We start from the raw sequence: 19,353 nt of genomic DNA on the forward strand, positions 1-19,353 counted from the left end.
ACTGCACCAGTGTCCCAAAACAAGCAAAATGAGACCCTAACGCAGCGCGGTTTCTGCGTTAGGGTCTTAACAGCGTAGAAAAAACTCCGGCAAATGTTCCAAAAAACCACCAAAACAACAACAAACGCCGGAAAATCTCCCGCAAATGTTCCACAAAAACGCCAAAACAGCTACAAGCGCGGCAAGTACTTCTCAAGTTCAAAAGGCGTCACTTGGCGACGGTACTCTTCCCACTCCTGATGCTTATTGCGCAAGAAGTACTCGAAAGCATGCTCGCCTAATACGCTCGCCACAAAGTCCGAGCGCTCCATAATCTTTAGCGCCTCATCCAAGGATTCCGGAAGCGGCTGAATACCCATTGCCTGACGCTCAGCATCAGTAAGCTCCCACACGTCGTCACTAGTAGGCTCGCACAATGTCATCTGCTTTTCGATACCATCCAAGCCTGCAGCCAGCAGCACAGAGTAGGCAAGATACGGGTTCGCCACAGGATCGAGCGCGCGGAATTCCATACGGCAAGAGTTGCCTTTGCCTGGCTTATACTGCGGGACGCGAAGCAGCGCCGAACGGTTGCTATGACCCCAGCACACGTAGCTAGGAGCTTCCGCCCCACCCCACAAACGCTTATAAGAGTTCACGTACTGGTCAGTCACAGCGCAAATTTCCGAAGCGTGATGCAAAATGCCAGCAGCAAACTGACGCGCAATAAGCGACATATTAAACTCTTGGCCAGCCTCATAAAAAGCGTTCGTATCGCCTTCAAACAAGCTCAAATGCGTGTGCATGCCAGAACCAGGCTGATCAGTTAAAGGCTTTGGCATAAAGCTTGCGTACATGCCGCGCTCGAGAGAAATCTCCTTCACTACCGTGCGGAAAGTCATGATATTATCCGCGGTAGTAAGCGCATCCGCGTAACGCAAGTCGATTTCGTTTTGACCAGGGCCGCCTTCATGGTGCGAATACTCTACGGAAATGCCCATTTGTTCAAGCACACTTACAGCGTTGCGACGAAAATCCATCGCCGAACTCTTAGGAACGTGGTCAAAATAGCCACCCTCATCAATAGGCACAGGCGCTTTAGACCAATCATCCTGCGCTTCAAATAAGTAAAACTCAATTTCCGGATGCACGTAGAACGTAAAGCCTTTTTCTTTCGCTTTAGCGAGCGCCGTTTTCAAAACGTGGCGAGGATCCCCTAGCGAAGGCTCGCCGTCAGGTGTGAGCACATCGCAGAACATGCGCGCCGTGCCTTCAGGACCGCCATGCCATGGGAGAATTTGGAAAGTCGACGGATCCGGCTTCACAATCATGTCGTCTTCCAAGACGCGCGTCATGCCTTCAATAGCAGAACCGTCGAATCCGATGCCCTCTTCAAATGCGGCCTCTAATTCAGCAGGAGCAATAGCAACAGATTTTAGCGTACCGAGCACATCCGTGAACCAGAGGCGAATAAAACGAACGTCACGCTCTTCAACAGTGCGCAAAGCAAACTCTTGTTGTCTATCCATAATCAGCCCCTTGGGTAGCATTTTTACCACGCTATTATTGAGCTTAGTAGCCGGCTTGCGTAGTAATATTTATAAGCACGTCATGTATATTGTAGTGTATTCTTGCAAATTATTCTGCACTAATTTCAGCTATGCGCAATGAATTTACGTAATCGTAATGAAATTACGCAACACTTGCTTTTTCGCAATATTTTTCGCAGTATTTTTCGCAATATTCACTGTTTGCCATATTTATTAAAGATTTTGTACGCAGCAAAGTTGCTTAAATCGTCGCTGTCGTACATTGTTACGTCTTGTTTCGCAAGAGTATCTACTGTTTCCATGCAAATGGCGAGGTCTTCTACTCTTCTTGACCACACAGCTAACGCCATTGGCGCCACAATTTCCTGCGGTTCTACCCCATTTTGGTAAATTTTTGCAGTGATTTTGTCGGCCCGATTTACGATAAGCATAACGTCCATTCCGCGGAAGAGATCAACGAATTCTTTTACGTCTTCTTCCGGACCGTTATCTTTGAGATTTTTTAATATGGCAACGGCGCCTTGTTCTTCGTCAAAGCATTTTGCGGAAATGTCCGCCATTTTGCAGAAGGCTGCGAGCAGTTGCGCTGGCTCAACGTAAGTGATTATCATGGCAACTTTCGCCTTATTGCCAAGCAACCCTTCTAAATCTTCTTCAAAACTCGCTTCTTCAATGTCTCGCATTGCGTCATCAAGAGTACTATTTTCTTGATTTTTGCCGTCACTTTGAGCATTTTTTGAATTTTCGCTGTCGGAATTTTCTTTGGATTCATCCTGAAATTCGCGTTCAAAACCTGCAAGCGCGTTATCTAATTCAGCATCTGTAAAAGAAGCGCGTACTGAATCGTCACCGTTAGCTTCGTTATTTTTACGCTCGTTATTTTTTCGCTCGTCGCCATTATTTGACATTTCCATTACTTTCTCCCCTTTAAATATAGATTATTTAATACAGCTTCTTAAACCTTATATTTTACCAAATTAATACTGCATATTTTACGTGCTCGGCAAACAGTTCGATCCGAAAACAATTTTCATTTCCGCAAACAGCGAAGTATCGCGCTTCACGCGGAAACGATCGCCAAAAGTAAGCACTTGCGCACGCCCAGTATCGTCAATTAATGCCAAACGCACTTCGCAACATCCCGGGTGACGGCTCAAAATACTACTTAATTCCGCAACATGACCCTTGTCTAAAGCTTGTCGAGGAAGCACAATAGTGAGCGGCCGCTCGTCAACCGACTCCAGAGTTGGCACTTCAAACTCCGTGGCTCGCATAGAAACCGTTTCGTCGCGCACTTCAACCTGCCCGCGAATACGCACCACCTGGTCAATCGCAAGCTCCTGCGCTGACGCTTCGTACACCTTTCCAAAGAACATGCACTGTATGGAACTTTCCATATCTTCAACAGTTACGATTGCCCAAGCGTTACCCTTACGAGACACTCGCCTATCCACGCTAGTAACTAAACCAGCAATCGTCACTTGCTGTCCGTCACTCATCGTTTTTGCACGGTCAATAAGTTGCGCAATTGACATTTCACGCAAATCAGCCAAAACCGCAGACAATCCACTTAACGGATGGTCAGAAACATACAAGCCCAACATTTCGCGCTCAAAATTAAGCTTCGTTTTCTTATCCCACTCCTCAACGTCCGGCACATTAATTTGCATATCTCCCATGCCGTTATCGATGCTCGAGTCGGAAGACGAGTCAAGATCAGCAAACAAGTCAAACTGACCCTCGGCCTGCTTTCTTTTAATCGCAATCACAGAATCTATTGCGGGATAACAAATTTGAAACAGCGCGCGACGATTCGAATCAATAGAATCAAACGCTCCCGCTTTAATAAGCGACTCAACTAGGCGTCGGTTCAGCGCCGTAATCGGTACACGCTTAATAAAGTCCATAAAGTTTACGAAACGCCCGCGCTCACTTTCATGCTCCGCAATAATATCGTTTACTGCTTTATCTCCAACGTTACGAATAGCACCCAAGCCAAAGCGCACAACATCCCCAACTGCGGAATATTCGAGCACAGACTCGTTCACATCAGGCTGCAAAACTTGAATACCCATGCGACGAGCCTCGCCCAAGTACAGTGCGGTTTTGTCTTTATTAGTACGCTCGTTTTGGAGCAAAGCTGCCATAAATTCCACAGGATAATGCGTTTTTAAATAAGCCGTCCAGTAGGAAATCAAGCCATAAGCTGCAGAATGAGCTTTGTTAAACGCGTAGCCGGAGAACGGCACTAAAACATCCCACACTGCTTGAGCAGCTTCCCTGGAATATCCGTGTGCTTTCATGCCTTCAAAGAACGGCACCTGCTCTTTTGCCAGCACCTCCGGCTTCTTTTTACCCATTGCTCGACGCAACACGTCTGCCTTACCAAGGCTGTACCCTGCCAAAATACGCGCAGCAGACTGCACCTGCTCCTGGTAGACGATTAAACCGTAGGTTTCTCCCAGCACATCCTTCAACGGTTCCGCAACTTCCGGATGAATAGGAGTAATTTCCTGCAAACCATTCTTGCGTTTGGCGTAATTCGTATGCGAATCCATATCCATAGGGCCAGGTCGGTAAAGTGCGATCAAAGCCGAAATATCGTTGAAATTATCCGGTTTTAGGGTGCGAAGAAGCGCGCGCATGCCGTCGGAATCAAGCTGGAAAACGCCTAAAGTATCTCCCCTGGAAAGCAATTGATACGTAGGTTTATCGTCCAAAGGAATTTTCGTATAATCAATCGGCTCTTTCCCATTATTTTCAATATTTCGCAAGGTATCGCGAATAACCGTCAAGTTGGAAAGGCCTAAAAAGTCCATTTTTACGAGTCCGAGCGTTTCGCAAGTGTGATACTCGAAAGTTGTGGTAATAGTGCCGTCAGTGCGTTCAAGAAGCGGCGAGGTGTTGGTGATTGGTTCCGAACCCATGATTGTTGCGCAAGCGTGCACACCAGTTTGACGAATCAAACCTTCAATACCTTTTGCTTCTTCTGTAATACGACGCGTGTCGGGATCTGTTTCATACATTTCACGAAACTCGCGCGCCTCGGCATAACGCTTTGATTTTTCGTCGAACATTTCGTGCAAGCTCATATCTTTACCGTTTTTAGACGGCGGAAGGGCTTTCGTAATCTTTTCGCCAACTGAAAACTCGTATCCCATAATGCGAGCGGAATCTTTCAACGCCTGCTTCGTTTTAATCGTTCCGTAAATAACGCACTGAGCAACTTTATCTCTGCCGTATTTTTCACCAACGTATTCAAGCACTTTCGCGCGGCCATCCGGATCAAAATCAACGTCAATATCTGGCAATGATACGCGCTCCGGGTTTAAGAAGCGTTCAAAAATAAGGCCGTGTTTCATAGGATCAAGCTCGGTAATGCCCATTGCGTACGCAACCATAGCTCCTGCAGCAGAGCCACGACCAGGGCCGACCATTACGCCATGCGCTTTAGCCCAGTTAATGTAGTCTGCAACAACCAAAAAGTATCCGCAAAACTGCATTTGGCAAATCACGCCGCACTCGTAGTCAGCCTGCTTTAACACTTCCATCGGAATGTTGTTATTGTAGCGACGCTCCAAGCCTTCCTCAACTTTTTTAAGGAATAGCGAAGTCTCATCCCAGCCTTCTGGACAGTCAAATTGTGGCATAAAAGCGCCATCTTCGCCGTCGTCAAACATAACATTGCAGCGTCGAGCAATCTCAAGCGTATTATCGCAGGCTTCAGGAAACTCTTTAAAAAGTTCGCGCATTTGCTCGGCAGATTTCAAATAGTAGCCGGAACCGTCAAACTTAAAGCGGTCAGGATCGTCTAGGCGCGAACCGGAATTAATGCAAAGCATAGCATCCTGCGCTTCGCGATCTTCCTCGTGAACGTAATGCAAATCGTTCGTAGCAAGCAGCGGAGCGTTAATCTTTTTCGCAATCTCAAGCAAATCTTTTGTTACGCGCGTTTCAATTGAAAGCCCGTGATTCATAAGTTCAATAAAGAAGTTATCGCGCCCAAAAATATCCTGAAACTCGCCTGCGGCACGTAAAGCTTCATTAAACTGACCTAAGCGAAGACGCGTTTGAATAATTCCAGAAGGGCATCCGGAGGACGCGATTACGCCTTTTGAGTAGGTTGCGAGCACGTCTTTATCCATACGCGGGTAGCGCATAACGCGGCCTTCAAGATTCGCCACAGACGAAGCTTTAAGAAGATTCGTTAAGCCAGTATCGTTTTCCGCCCACATTGTCATGTGAGTTATTAAACCGCCGCCGGAAACGTCGTCCGCACGCTGATCTTCCGTACCCCAATGCACGCGGCTTTTGTCTTGACGCGCGGTTTCAGGAGTCACATACGCTTCTATGCCGATAATCGGCTTAATTCCAGCTTTTACAGCTGTACTCCACATTTCGTACGCGCCGTGCATGTTGCCGTGATCAGTAATGGCAACGGCCGGCATACCTAATTCTTTCGCAGTATTAACCAAATCGGGGATTTTTGACGCACCGTCGAGAAGCGAATAGTGCGTGTGGTTATGTAAGTGTACAAAATTGGTTTCCGGCTGAGTCATAAGTGATATTCTATAGTCGAAAGTTGACTGAAAAAATGCAAAAACGCTACTTTGACAATGCTCGCATAGCTTCTAACGCGTGTTGCAAATCAGAAGGATAATGCGACCGAACTGTCACGGATTTACCGGTGCGCGGATGCGTAAAAGTAAGCTCCGTGGAATGTAACCATTGACGTTCGAGGCCTAATTGTGCTGCAAGCACCGGATTGGCGCCGTACATTGAGTCACCGACCAACGGGTGTCCTATAGAAGTAAAATGCACGCGAATTTGGTGAGTGCGACCAGTTTCCAAATTGACACTGGCGAGAGTTGCCCTACCAAAACGTTCCAGCACATCCCAATGCGTTACCGCCGGCTTTCCTTCAGGCGTAATCGTGAAACGGAAGTCAGATACTTTCGCACGACCGATTGGAGCCTCGATTGTTGCCTTATTTTGCGTCAAGTCGCCTTGTACTAGCGCATGGTAGGTTTTTGTAACGGTGTGGTTGGCGAACTGTTGTTTCATAGCTTCGTACGCTAAATCCGTTCTGCAAACAAGCATTAAGCCGCTTGTGCCAACGTCAAGTCTGCTCACGATGCCTCGACGATTTTCGTCTCCAGCAGTTGCCGAGATGCTAATTCCGCGATTTTCTAAGGCCTGTCCAACGGTTGGTCCGTCCCAGCCTTGAGCTTGGTGAGCAGCCATACCAACCGGCTTATCTACGACTACGATATCGTCATCTTGGTAGGCAATCGTCATATTTGCTTCGATGCGTAAGTATTGGTCGCGCAAACGTTGCAACGTTTGGTTGAAATCGTACGTTTGGCGGGAATCGTGTGCTTCTTGCGATACTCCCGCTTCCTGCGATTCCACTGCTTCTTGCGATACTCCCGTTTCCGTAGCGCATACTATTTCGTCGCCAGTAAGCAGCACAGCCGACTTAGACGCTTTTCGATTCGCAAGAAATACGACACCACTAGCAATCAGCGCACTCGCTTTAGAACGCGAAATACCTTGCAATTGAGCAACTGCAACGTCAAAACGGCAGCCGACAAAATCTTCAGGAATAGGCGTAGGAAATTGCATAACTATTCGTTACTTTCCACAGAAGAAAGTTGATTCGTTTCGTCTGCTTCGTTCGTTTCGTTTGATACGTTTGTTGCGTTTGTTGCGCCTGTTTCGTTTGTTCCATAAGATTTGGAAACATTACCAGGCTTAAACGGGAAGTCAAAAATAACTAACACCACAAACCAAACACCAGCAACCGCCAATATAATATCGGCGACATTACCAACAGACCAACCGTAGTTGATAAAATCAATCACCTTGCCATCCAAAAAGCCCTCGGCATACATGGCACGATCAATCAAATTACCAAACGCTCCAGCAAAGGCAAGTGACAACGCCAGCGTCCACTGCAACGACAATGTGCGCCGAACCGCAACCAGCATTGCAACGCAAGCAACAATAGCCAAAATGCTAATAAAACAAGTCGCCCCAGAACCTAGTCCAAACGATGCCCCAGGATTCCTAACTAACGACAGTGAAAGAACATTATGAACTATCTCAACATGCTTTCCGCCGCTTAAAGAAGCCAACGCCCACAGCTTAGTTACACGATCTATAACAAGCCCAACAATAACAATAAGCGCAAAAACGGCTGCGCGGGTACGCAGCCGTTTCACACGCACATCTCTATGCGCCAAAATTTATCCGATCTTTAGTAATGTCGAATACTCACTGCTCTTGCTGAGCATTCTCAGCAGGCTGATTCTGACCTAATTCAGCATAAGCATTCTCGTCCGAAACCTGAGCAACAAGCTGGCCCAAGAAGTCGGTCAAACGAGTGCGATACTCGGTCTCAAACTGCTTGAGGCTCTGAATATTGCCTTCGATAACCTGAGTTTGCTTCTCCAAATTCTCACGCACCTGACGAGCATAAGCATCAGCAGCGGTACGAGTAGTAGAATCGTAGTCTGCCGCACGATGCTGTACTTCAGCTTCGTATTGATCAGCCTGATCGTGAGTTTGCTTAGAGTAATCATCTGCAGCCTGACGAACCTTACCAGAGTAAGCGTCGGCCTCGTTGTGAGCACGGGAAGCATAAGCATCAGCGTCAGAGCGAGTGCGTGCAGAATAGTCGTCGGCGTCACCGCGAGTCTGCTTGCTGTATTCTTCAGCTTCACCACGAGTACGAGTAGAGTACTCGTCAGCCTTAGCAACAGTGTCGTTATAGTGAGACTGAGCTTCTTCAACAATCTGCTGAGCCTTTGCCTTGCCCTTATCAACGTACTGATCGTGCAACTGCATAGCGAGAGTCAACATTGCGGTAGCACGCTCCGGTTCAGAACCCTGAGCTTCAACTCCAGCGCCAGCAATCTTCTGCAAGCTACCAGTTTCCGTATTTGGCTCCAACTTAGCAACCTGCTGACGAAGCTGCTCCTCGCGCTGCTGGGATTCTTCCAACTGCTTAGCAAGATCTTCAACCCTGGAGTTCTCCTGCTGGGTAACAACAAGCTGCTGACGAACCGACTCAAGTTCACGACCCAAGTTTTCGCTGTTAGCACGGAAGTCATCACGCTCACGCGTAATCGTTTCCAATTCCTTCTGCAACTGCTTAGCATTGTCTGCCTGAGCGGTCTGAGCAGTCAACTGATCAACTTGAGCACCCAAGCCGTCCAATTGCTCCTTCAACTGCTGGTTTTGAGCAGCCAACGCACGGTTGCTTTCTTCAGCTTCACGCAACTTAGTTGCAGTAGACTCAAGCTGGGCAGCGGCTTCAGAAGTTTCGCCCTGCTGCTTACTAGCGTTACGCAACGTTTCATTTTCTTTAGTTAAGGACTCTACTTGAGAAGTTAACTCAGCAATCTTGGTATTCAAGCCCGCAACATCACGGCCAAGCGATTGCGTGGACTGACCCAGTCCCTGCACTGCCTGCTGACCAAGTGCTTCAATCGTTTCTGTAACTTGATCAAGAAACTCGTCAACCTCGTCAACGTCATATCCTCCCTTGAAACGTACAATCTGGAAGGTATGCTCTCGAATGTCCTTAGGCGTCAACAGAGTCATATGCTTTACACCTCGCTTTTGGGACGCATCTCATTGATATATATCTATTCGATGCTATCACGTGCGCAGAAAATTTGAGTAGATAATGCGAAAATTTATTTCGCAAAACGCCGACTGCGCAAAAATGTGTGTAGTCTATTTTGCAATTCGTTCAGTTTGGCGAGATATAATCGCACTGATTACACAAAGATACGAGGAAAGGTCAAGAATGACTGTTCTTGTTACGGGCGGGTGCGGATACATTGGCGCACACGTAGTACACGCTTTGCACGAAACCAAGCAGAATGTCGTCGTTGTGGACGATTTAAGCTATGGAAAGCCTACACGTATTGAAGGCGCACGACTGTACGGCATGGATATTGCCTCCCCAGACGCAGGTAAGCGGCTTGCGCAAATTATGAAAGATGAGCACGTCGACGCCGTGATTCATTTTGCAGCACGCAAGCAAGTTGGAGAATCAGTAGAAAAACCACTGTGGTATTACCAGCAGAATATTAACGGCATGCTCAATGTTCTCGAAGGTATGAAAGACAGTGGCGTCAAAAAGCTCGTGTTCTCTTCCTCTGCAGCAACTTACGGTGTACCACCTGTCGAAGTAGTGCCAGAGGACGTGGTGCCGATGCTACCAATTAATCCTTATGGTCAAACTAAGCTTTTTGGCGAGTGGATGGCGCGCGCGTGCGAGCACACGTATGGAATCCGCTTCTGCGCTTTGCGCTACTTTAACGTGGCAGGCTGTGGACCAGTTGAGCTGGAAGATCCTGCTATTTTGAACCTGATTCCTATGCTTCTCGACCGTTTGCAGCGCGGCAAAGCTCCTGCTATTTTTGGCGACGACTACCCTACTCCAGACGGCACTTGCGTACGCGATTACATTCACGTTTCGGATTTGGCAGACGCACATCTTGCTGCGCTGCAATATCTTGAACGCGATGAACGTAAGTATGATGCTTTTAACGTGGGTACCGGCAAGGGCACTTCCGTTCGTGAAATTGTTGAGGAAGTTCGTCGCGTTACCGGCTTGCCATTTAGGGAAACGGTGCTCGAGCGTAGGGCCGGCGACCCTCCACAGCTTATTGGTAGCGCAAAGCGCATAAATGAGGAAATGGGCTGGCACGCGCGCTACGACGTGAAAGACATTGTGGAGTCCGCTTGGAAAGCTTGGCAAGCAAATCCTGAGCATCACATTGATGTGGCGTCTTGGAAGCAACTCGACTAGCAAACAATAACTTAGGAAACGTTGCTTTGCGAAACGTTACTTTGCGAAACGAAAAAGATTAAATTAGAACAAAAAATTTCCCCACGTTTGTTTTCCGAATTAATAGAATCGGAAGCAGACGTGGGGAAAATATTTACTACATTAAGCGGTTAATCAAACTGCAGCAACGCTTTTATGCCACCGTAGTAGCAACGTTGTTCCCAGATACGGGCGCAACAGCACCAGCGTTAGAGGAAGCAGCGTTAGAGGAAGCATCGCCAGCTTTAGCAGCACCATTATTAGCGTCGCTAGCTTTAGCCGTACCATTATTAGCAGTACCGGCGTTAGCGTTAGAGTTGACGTTACCCGTGTTAGCCGCACCCGTATTAGTGGTACCAGCGTTGGCGTTACCAGCATTAGCCGCACCCGTATTAGTGGTACCAGCATTAGTAGTACCCGTGTTAGCCGTACCATTATTAGCGGTACCAGCATTAGTAGTACCAGTGTTAGCGGAGGCGTCGCCCGCATTAGCAGTACCAGCGTTAGCAGTACCAGTGTTAGCGGAGGCGTCGCCAGCGTTAGCGTTACCAGCGTTAGCGGTACCAGAGTTGGCGTTACCAGCGTTATCGTTAGAGTTGGCGTTAGCAACAGAGCTAGTGTCAATTAAATCACTCAAGTCACCAAAATCGATATCGCTCAAATCCAGACTATCCCAGTCGAAATCATCAAAATCGAAATCGCTTGGATCAGAATCATCTCCAGTATCACCAGACTCTCCAGTACCAGTGTCACCTAAATCATCAAAATCGATATCGCTCAAATCCAAATCGTCCCAGTCAAAATTGTCCCAGTCAAAGTCAAAATCAGGATCCACTGGTTCAACTGGATTCACTGGTGGTTCAACTGGATTCACTGGTGGCTCAACCGGATTCACAGGCTCAACAGTCCCAGACTGCGTACCATTTAAGCTAGCATCAGAGAGAATGGATAGATTCGGGAACTTTTGCTGCAACTCTTGGACTACATCAGGACTCACATCGGTACCCACGTACAAAGTATTCAAATTCTTTAATTTAGCAATAGTAGCCGCATCAATATCATCAGCCTTGTGTACGCCACTTAAGCATAAACCTTGCAAATTTGGCAAATTAGCTAATTCAGGCATATTCATGTTGGAAGCGTCAATCGTAACAGAATTAACATTCTTCAGCGAAGAGACGTTTTTAAGGTTTCCACCATTAATGCGCAAGTAATACAGATTTGCCAAATTAGAAAGCGGAGCAACATCAATTCCGCCACTAATATCCAAAGTCGAAAGATTCGTCAAACCAGCAAGAGGAGACACATCCGAAACCTTCGTACCAGAAAGATACAAAGTCGAAAGATTCGTCAAACCAGCCAAAGGCGACACATCCGAAACCTTCGTACCAGAAAGATACAAAGCTGACAAATTAGTCAAACCAGCAAGAGGAGCTACATCCGAAACAGCAGTATGAGAAAAATCTAAAGCATTCAAATTCTTTGAATCTTTAAGAGAAGACAAATCAGAAACAGCAGTATCAGAAAGATACAAAGTTGAAAGATTTGTCAAACCAGCAATCTTCGACAGATCCGAAACCTTCGTACCAGAAAGATACAAAGCTGACAAATTAGTCAAACCAGCAAGAGGCGACACATCCGAAACAGCAGTACCAGTAAGATCCAAAGTCGTCAAATTCTTTGAATCTTTAAGAGAAGACACATCCGAAACCTTCGTACCAGAAAGATTCAAAGTTGACAGATCCTTTGCGTCTTTGAGAGAAGACACATTCGAAACAGCAGTATTAGAAAGATCCAAAGTCGTCAAATTCTTTGAATCTTTAAGAGAAGACACATCCGAAACCTTCGTACCAGAAAGATTCAAAGTTGACAGATCCTTTGCGTCTTTGAGAGAAGACACATCCGAAACCTTCGTACCAGAAAGATTCAAATCCATCAAATCTTTCAAACTGGCAAGAGGAGTTACATCCGAAACCTTCGTACCGTCGAGAGCCAAATTATTCAACTTAGTCAAACCAGCAAGAGGCGAAACATCAGAAACAGCAGTATGAGAAAGATCCAAATATATCAACTTCTTTGAATCTTTAAGCGGAGTCAAATCCGAAACAGGGGTATTGACAAGACTCACGCCTGTTAGCTCATTCAAACCTTTGAGCGGAGTCAAATCAGAAACAGAAGTAAAACCTAATCTTATGTCGTCCAGATTCTTCAAATTTTTGAGCGGAGTCAAATCCGAAATAGGATTACCAGCAATCTGCAACTCCGTCAAATTCGTCAAACCAGCAAGAGGAGTCAAATCCGAAACCTTCGTATCAGAAAGATACAACCAATTCAGCTTCTTCAAATCTTTAATCGGAGACAAATCCGAAATAGGAGTATTAGTGAACTCTAGTTTACCCAAATTTGCCAAACCAGCAAGCGGTGAAATATCAGAAACAGCAGTATCAGAAACCCTCAACCACTGCAGATTCTTCAAATTTTTAAGCGGAGTAAAATCCGAAACAGCAGTGCCAGGGAGACTCAAATACGTTAAATTAGGGAAATACTGTAAATCAGAAAGATCACAAATATCACTGTACTTCGAATCAATGGTAATTTCTCCAACTTTTTTAGCATCCGCATAAGTAATTTCTTTACTGTTCCAATTTTTAAGTACTCTCATTACTCCAGAATTATCAAGTAAAGCACGCTTTAATTCGGGATCTTTAAATTGGATAGGAGTATTGTCGTCAGAATCAGTATGGTTACCGTTAGAAGCAACCGTATCACTGTCAGCCGCATACGCAGCAGCCGGAATAGAAGCAGCCGCAATACCACCAAACAATGTCGCTGTCGCAACTACCATTGCCATAAACTTTTTATTCAGCATATAGTACCTTCTTTTTTATTTCTTACAAGGATTTACCAATATTCTATTAAGTAAACCCACGCATATAACGACATGAATTTGCATTAGCAGTACCAGTACAGTACCGACGTCGCCTAATCGCCTAAGCCGCTTAAATCAATATCGCTCAAATCCAGACTATCCCAGTCAAAATCGTCAAAATTGAAATCGTCAAAATTGAAATCGCTTGAATTAGAACCATCTCCAGTGCCAGAGTCACCAGCACCAGCGTCACCAGTTCCAGTGTCGCCAGCGTCACCTAAGTCACCCAAGTCACCAAAATCAATATCGCCCAAATCCAAATCATCCAAGTCAAAATCAAGATCTGTATTAGAATCAGACGAATCAGACGAATCAGACGAACTCGACGGAGTATCATCCGCAGTATAATCCGAAACTACATTAAGCGAAGGCAACTTTTGCTTCAACGCCTTCAAACTGTCGCCGTTCACATTGCTATTAACAAGCAAACGCGTCAAAGCAGTCAACGTACCCAACGAAGACACGTCAGTCACGTCCGTACCGGTAAGATTCAGCACTTCCAATTTCTTCAACGCCGACAAAGCAGCAACATTGGAAATCTTCGGCCCTGAAAGCTGCAATTTCTGAAGATTAAGCAAGGAAGCAAGCGGAGCAACATCCTCAAGAGACATACCAATATTCAAATCAGTAAGATTCGTGAGCTTGGCAAGAGGAGTAGCATTAACAGCTTGTTCAACATCACTATTCAACACCAGCTGTTTCAAAGTTGTTACTTTACTCAAACCCGATAAATCTGCAAGCTCTGGACCGTAAAGATTCAACGATTGCAGATTCTTTAACGCAGCCAACTGAGTTAAATCAGCATTCGACGAAACCGTAATATCCAACTTTTGCAAATTTTTCAAACCAGCTAAAGGCGACAATTGGGAAACCGGCGAATCAACATTTAATGTTTGCAAATTTTCCAAGCCTTTTAGCGCAGTCAAGTCCATACTGTCAACATTGGAATCTTCGTCGGCACTATCTGCAACGGACAATTCCAGCGTAGTTAAGTTACTTAAGCCCGAAAGCGGCGACAAATCAGCCTGAGGAGCTGCAATCAGATTTAACTTTTGCAGCTGTTTTAAGCCCGAAAGCGGAGACAAATCAGCAACATGGGAGCCGTCGAGTGACACATCCTTAAGATTCTTAAAATTGGAAAAGTCCAGAATGCTGGAAACAGGATTCAATCCGGCAACAACGGCAGCAATGCGAAGCTGAGTAGCGCGCTCTGCCTGAGCTGAAGTCACCTCATCAGCAGAAGCGTCTATAAGACCAGCAGCCTTCATACTTTTAAGCGCTTGAGCTTTAAAAGCAGGGTCGTTAAACGTAATTGTGGAGTCCTGATTAGCCGACGTTTCAGACGTTGCAGACGTTTCAGACGTTGCGGTATCGCTAGCGTACGCAACCGAAGGTACAGATACCAACGCAAAACTACCAAGCAACGTGGCAGTCGTCGCCAAAGTTGCTATAAACTTTTTATTAATCATACGCACCTTCTTTTATATCAATAGCCAAACGTGGGTTATTTCCCAAACGTACTACCGAAAAATAGGGTACTCGCAACAAAAGAAAAACGCGGCACACAAGTACCGCGAACTAAAAAAGAAGTGGCTCCGAGCGGGATCGATCCGCTGACCTAGCGATTTTCAGTCGCTCGCTCTACCAACTGAGCTACAGAGCCATGATGAATAAAAAACCCGGGCAAACCGGGTCTCCTACTAATCGCGACCCCGGCCGGACTTGAACCGGTGACCTCCGCCGTGACAGGGCGGCGCTCTAACCAACTGAGCTACGGGGCCGTGGCTTCGTTCTCTTGAACAGCCGAGTCACTATCTTACAGAATCCTCAGCAAAATGCAAGCGCTGGGCGTGTTCGGCGTGTTGCCGCACAAAATCAAGCATCTTATTCCAACTCAATCGCGCCCGTGCAAAGCTGATAATATTCGCCACGCTGAGCCATTAAATCTTCATGCGACCCTCGTTCAACGATGCGCCCATGATCAAGCACCATAATCACGTCCGCATTGCGCACTGTGGAAAGCCTGTGCGCAATCACAAACACAGTGCGATCTTGCATCAGCGCATCCATACCGTGTTGCACCAACGCCTCAGTGTGCGTATCGATTGAAGAAGTAGCTTCATCCAAAATAAGCACAGGCGGATTTGCTACAGCTGCGCGCGCAATAGAAATAAGCTGTTTTTGGCCTTGAGAAAGCCCCTCACCACCATTAGTAAGCTGAGTATCGTAACCGTGAGAAAGCTGCTCAATAAACGCGTCAGCATGCGCCAATTTCGCCGCTTTTACGCACTCTTCGTCAGTTGCATCGAGGCGACCGTAACGAATATTATCCATAACGCTGCCAGTAAATAAGTTCACATCCTGCAAAACTGTGCCAATAGCGTAACGCAAATCAGTTTTACAAATATCACGAACGTCAATACCGTCATACAAAATTTGTCCGTCATCAATATCGTAAAAACGCGTAAGCAGATTCGCAATCGTAGTTTTCCCAGCGCCCGTAGCGCCCACCAAAGCAACTTTTTGCCCCGGCTTTGCAAACCACGTAATATCGTGCAAAACTGGCTTCTCAGGGTCGTATCCGAACACAACGTCCGTAAAGCGCACGTCGCCGCGAAGTAACGTATACCTGCCGTCTAGAGAAGTTAAAGCGTCGCGTTTGGCATGACACACCACTGTTTGTGCCATCTGACTTAACTGCGAAGCGCGCACCACAGCTTTGGTGCCGTTATCTTGCACAGCTCGCTTCCAAGCCCAGTAAACGTGCTCGCCTTCAGTTTTTTTGCTCACTTCTTCCAGCACGTCGAAAGTGTGCTCACTTTCTTGAGACTGCGTTTGGCTGACGCGCACTTTTACCAAGCGCACTGTGCCGTCGTCTGGCTCTACTTCTTCGTCGAGAAGCTCAAAAATTCGCGAAGCTCCAGCAATTGCCATCATCAGCGAATTGAGTTGCATAGTAATTTCGCCAATAGGATTAATAAATGCGCGCGACAGCGTGAGTAAGGATATAAGTGTGCCGAGCGTTAAGGCTCCGGATCCTGCCATGCCAAGCGTTGGTAAACCAACTGAAGCAGCCCATGCTCCAAGTAGCGCAATTAACACATATAGTAAGTAGCTTGCGTTGCTGATTATTGGCATTACATTATTTGCGTAAGAATTTGCACTTGCTGAAATTTTTTGTACTTTTTCGACGCAATCGTCTAATTTTTCAAGCGTAACTGTTTCGTGATTAAAAATTTTAATAACTTTATTGCCAGTTGCGGATTCTTCTACAAATTTGTTCAACTCACCCAAAGCATGTTGAAATTGTTCAAAAAGCTTACCGGAACGTTTCAGCATAAATCGCACTAAAAACAGCAGAACAACGGTGAAAACGGCCACAAACGCTGCCACCGGAAGCGAGAGCCACATAATTGACACAAAAGCTGCCGTAATCGAAATAAGCGCCGAAAAAGAGTCTGGAAAAGCCCAGGAAATAGCTTCGCGAAGCACTTCCGTATCATTCGTGTAGCGGCTCATTATATCGCCGTAGCCTTGCGCATCTAGGTAGCGCAACGACAGCTTCTGCTGATGCTTAAACATGGCGTCACGCAAATCGCGCATAACGCTTTCGGAAATATTCGCAACCAGCCGGCTCCACAGCCAACAGCTGAACACTCCAACCGCATATACGCTTGCCATAAGCATTATCATGCGCACAAGCGGCATCCAATCCGGATTGTGCTTGCCAACGAGCGGAAGAATATACACGTCGACCAAGGATTGCAGGAACATCGCGCAGGCAGCTTGAACAATCGAGCTTACAATGATCGCGGCTATGATTACGAAAATTTTGGCGCGATACACTAGCACGCAGGAAGCGAGACGTTTCAGCACAGGCCAGTTGATTGTGCGGCGGTTGCTGCTAGAGCGTCTGTTGGCGCTGCTGTTGCTGGCGCTGCGGTTGCTGGCGCTGCTGTTGTTAGCGCTGCTGTTGTTAGTGGATTTGCTAGGAGACTGAGCCGTTTTAGTAGACATAATTATTCAGCTCCCTTTGCGCTCGTAGTTGTTACTGCGGTTTCGTCGTCCGCTACATTACTTTTTGCTTGAGATTCCGCCATATTTCTGTACAGTTCGCAAGACTTAATCAAGTCGTTGTGCGAACCTTGGGCAAGAATGCGTCCGTTTTGCAACACAACTATAATGTCTGCGTGCTCGATTGAAGATACGCGCTGAGCCACAATAATTTGCGTGGAATCAGGCATAAACTTTTTCAAATTTTCACGAATCTTACGATCCGTTTTCATATCGACTGCACTCATGGAGTCGTCAAGAATTAAGATTTTGGGTTTCCTTAAAAGCGCGCGAGCAATGCACAAACGCTGCCGCTGACCGCCAGAAACATTTTTACCACCCTGCTCAATATGCGTGTTGTAGCCGTCCGGAAAATCCTGAATAAACTCATCCACGCAAGCAATCTTACATACTTCGCGCACATCCTCGTCAGTAGCATCCAATCTACCCCAACGAAGATTTTCTGCAATAGTGCCATTAAACAGAATATTTTTCTGCAAAACAAAGCCGACTTCATTGCGCAAACTAGAAGAATCGTAGTTACGAATATCCTTTCCGCCTACAAAAAGCGTGCCGGAACTTACGTCGTAAAGCCTTGCAATCAGTTGCACAAGACTTGATTTTCCAGAACCCGTAGCCCCCACAATACCGACGGTTGCACCTGAAGGAATACTCAAGTTGATATCGTGTAAAATTTCCTGTTCTGCCGGCGTAGATTCATCCGCATCATCCGATTTCGGATAACGCAACGAAACATGCTCAAAACGAACCGAAGCGTCGGAAATCTTAGTAAGAGGACATTCTGGAACAACCTCAGTGTTTTGCGATTGCAGCACTTTCGCAATTCTGTGCATCGAAGCACGAGCCGTTACAGACATAACAAAAACCGCAACCAAATTCGCTAAAGCAAACAAAATTTGCAGCGCATACACCACCAACGCCGCAAGATTTCCTGTAGTTAAACCAAAAGCAGGATTATTTCCAGAAGCAACGATTTCTCGCGAAGCCATCCACGCAACCAGCAACATACCCGTATAAAAACACACATTAAACAGCGGAATGCTGCAATTAAGCACATACTCCGCCTTAAGAAAATGCTGGTAAATCTTATGAGAAATGCGCATAAAACGACTGTTTTCATAATCTTCACGCACATAGGATTTCACAACGCGAATATTATGCAAATTCTCGCCAACTTGATTATTCATTTCATCAACCATGCGGTAAATTCGCATAAAAGCTGGAGCTACAATACTCGCACCAACCGCACCAATTAAACCAACAATCGGCACAAAACTAAGAAAAACCCAAGAAATCGCAGGACTAATTAAAAAAGTAAACCACCACGCGGCCACGATAATCACAACGCTACGAATGCCAGAACGAATCATCAACTGGTAAGCAAACTGAACATTCGACACGTCGCTAGTCATACGAGTCACAATCGTGCCGGTAGAAAACTTATCCAAATCCGAAAAACTTAAAAGTTGCAGGCGCGCAAAAATATTATGCCGCAAATTCCTGCCAAAACCAGCGCTAGAATGTGCGCAACAAACTCCAGAAACAACGCCGGCAACCATAGAAAACACGGCAAAAATAAGAAGCTGCAAACCGTAGTACCAGGCGGTACTATTTGACCGCTGCATAATTCCAAAATCAATAAGATTCGACATTGCCGAAGGAATAATAATTTGCATAGCGGCTTCAAAAATAATTGTTACGGAAGTAAGAACGCCGAGCAGCCGATAATTCTTTAAAGAATGAAGAACAGTGCGTAAAGCATGAGAAGTACGATCGGCGCGGTTCTTTGATCTTTTCGACGATTTTCGCGTGACATCTTCCGCCATTACGCCCCCTCCTTAAATGATTCGTAAGCTTAATAATATCACTTTGAATATAAGGTAGGCAGGGTTACGAGAACCAAATTCTCCCGCAAATGTTCCAAAAAAACACCAAAACAACAACAAACGCCGGAAAATCTCCCGCAAATGTTCCAA

At 46.2% G+C, this 19,353-nt stretch carries 11 protein-coding genes and 2 tRNA genes; 1 reads left to right on the forward strand and 12 read right to left on the reverse strand.

The window, feature by feature from the left end:
* Positions 1-170: 170 nt before the first annotated feature.
* From glnA to HXT56_RS04310, 6 genes are all read right to left on the reverse strand, one after another.
* Complete coding sequence (gene glnA / locus HXT56_RS04285; protein WP_116711958.1) at positions 171-1,508, reverse strand: type I glutamate--ammonia ligase; 1,338 nt, start codon at positions 1,506-1,508, stop codon at positions 171-173.
* Between the two features lie 215 nt (positions 1,509-1,723).
* Entirely contained in the window at positions 1,724-2,437 is a 714-nt protein-coding gene (locus tag HXT56_RS04290; protein WP_421778487.1) for a hypothetical protein, read from the reverse strand.
* A gap of 84 nt (positions 2,438-2,521) precedes the next feature.
* Entirely contained in the window at positions 2,522-6,088 is a 3,567-nt protein-coding gene (gene dnaE / locus HXT56_RS04295) for a DNA polymerase III subunit alpha (protein ID WP_421777833.1), read from the reverse strand.
* A 46-nt stretch (positions 6,089-6,134) separates the two neighbouring features.
* Positions 6,135-7,154, reverse strand: coding sequence for an RluA family pseudouridine synthase (locus HXT56_RS04300; RefSeq protein ID WP_421777834.1), 1,020 nt, complete (start codon positions 7,152-7,154; stop codon positions 6,135-6,137).
* Between the two features lie 2 nt (positions 7,155-7,156).
* Positions 7,157-7,759, reverse strand: coding sequence for a signal peptidase II (locus HXT56_RS04305; protein WP_421778489.1), 603 nt, complete (start codon positions 7,757-7,759; stop codon positions 7,157-7,159).
* Between the two features lie 46 nt (positions 7,760-7,805).
* The gene (locus tag HXT56_RS04310) at positions 7,806-9,137 is read right to left on the reverse strand and encodes a DivIVA domain-containing protein (RefSeq protein WP_116711961.1); all 1,332 of its coding nucleotides are present in this window, start codon (positions 9,135-9,137) and stop codon (positions 7,806-7,808) included.
* A gap of 208 nt (positions 9,138-9,345) precedes the next feature.
* Here HXT56_RS04310 and galE point away from each other — a divergent pair, with 208 nt between their 5' ends.
* Positions 9,346-10,356, forward strand: a complete 1,011-nt coding sequence (gene galE, locus HXT56_RS04315) for a UDP-glucose 4-epimerase GalE (protein WP_250309673.1) — start codon at positions 9,346-9,348, stop codon at positions 10,354-10,356.
* A 172-nt stretch (positions 10,357-10,528) separates the two neighbouring features.
* Here galE and HXT56_RS04320 read toward each other — a convergent pair whose 3' ends face one another.
* The 6 genes from HXT56_RS04320 to HXT56_RS04345 all read right to left on the reverse strand — a co-directional run bounded on the left by HXT56_RS04320 (position 10,529) and on the right by HXT56_RS04345 (position 19,203).
* Positions 10,529-13,243: a leucine-rich repeat domain-containing protein gene (locus HXT56_RS04320; protein WP_421777835.1), complete on the reverse strand. Its 2,715-nt coding sequence runs from the start codon at positions 13,241-13,243 to the stop codon at positions 10,529-10,531.
* 113 nt (positions 13,244-13,356) lie between these two features.
* Entirely contained in the window at positions 13,357-14,772 is a 1,416-nt protein-coding gene (locus tag HXT56_RS04325) for a leucine-rich repeat domain-containing protein (protein ID WP_421777836.1), read from the reverse strand.
* A gap of 121 nt (positions 14,773-14,893) precedes the next feature.
* Positions 14,894-14,966, reverse strand: a tRNA-Phe gene (locus HXT56_RS04330).
* A gap of 44 nt (positions 14,967-15,010) precedes the next feature.
* A tRNA-Asp gene (locus tag HXT56_RS04335) sits at positions 15,011-15,084 on the reverse strand.
* A gap of 103 nt (positions 15,085-15,187) precedes the next feature.
* Complete coding sequence (locus tag HXT56_RS04340; protein ID WP_421777837.1) at positions 15,188-17,320, reverse strand: ABC transporter ATP-binding protein; 2,133 nt, start codon at positions 17,318-17,320, stop codon at positions 15,188-15,190.
* Positions 17,321-17,322: 2 nt separating this feature from the next.
* Positions 17,323-19,203, reverse strand: a complete 1,881-nt coding sequence (locus tag HXT56_RS04345; protein WP_421777838.1) for an ABC transporter ATP-binding protein — start codon at positions 19,201-19,203, stop codon at positions 17,323-17,325.
* Between the last annotated feature and the right edge of the window lie 150 nt (positions 19,204-19,353).

It is taken from the genome of Gardnerella nova (genome assembly GCF_049244055.1).
In the GTDB taxonomy this organism is placed as follows: Bacteria; Actinomycetota; Actinomycetes; order Actinomycetales; family Bifidobacteriaceae; genus Bifidobacterium; species Bifidobacterium vaginale_H.

Excerpts from the sequence above, each read along its gene's own strand:
- HXT56_RS04325 (WP_421777836.1), bottom strand. The coding sequence starts at position 14,772 with ATGATTAATAAAAAGTTTATAGCAACTTTGGCGACGACTGCCACGTTG.
- HXT56_RS04345 (WP_421777838.1), bottom strand. The coding sequence starts at position 19,203 with ATGGCGGAAGATGTCACGCGAAAATCGTCGAAAAGATCAAAGAACCGC.
- HXT56_RS04300 (WP_421777834.1), bottom strand. The coding sequence starts at position 7,154 with ATGCAATTTCCTACGCCTATTCCTGAAGATTTTGTCGGCTGCCGTTTT.
- HXT56_RS04340 (WP_421777837.1), bottom strand. The coding sequence starts at position 17,320 with ATGTCTACTAAAACGGCTCAGTCTCCTAGCAAATCCACTAACAACAGC.
- HXT56_RS04320 (WP_421777835.1), bottom strand. The coding sequence starts at position 13,243 with ATGCTGAATAAAAAGTTTATGGCAATGGTAGTTGCGACAGCGACATTG.
- galE (WP_250309673.1), top strand. The coding sequence starts at position 9,346 with ATGACTGTTCTTGTTACGGGCGGGTGCGGATACATTGGCGCACACGTA.
- dnaE (WP_421777833.1), bottom strand. The coding sequence starts at position 6,088 with ATGACTCAGCCGGAAACCAATTTTGTACACTTACATAACCACACGCAC.
- HXT56_RS04310 (WP_116711961.1), bottom strand. The coding sequence starts at position 9,137 with ATGACTCTGTTGACGCCTAAGGACATTCGAGAGCATACCTTCCAGATT.
- glnA (WP_116711958.1), bottom strand. The coding sequence starts at position 1,508 with ATGGATAGACAACAAGAGTTTGCTTTGCGCACTGTTGAAGAGCGTGAC.
- HXT56_RS04290 (WP_421778487.1), bottom strand. The coding sequence starts at position 2,437 with ATGTCAAATAATGGCGACGAGCGAAAAAATAACGAGCGTAAAAATAAC.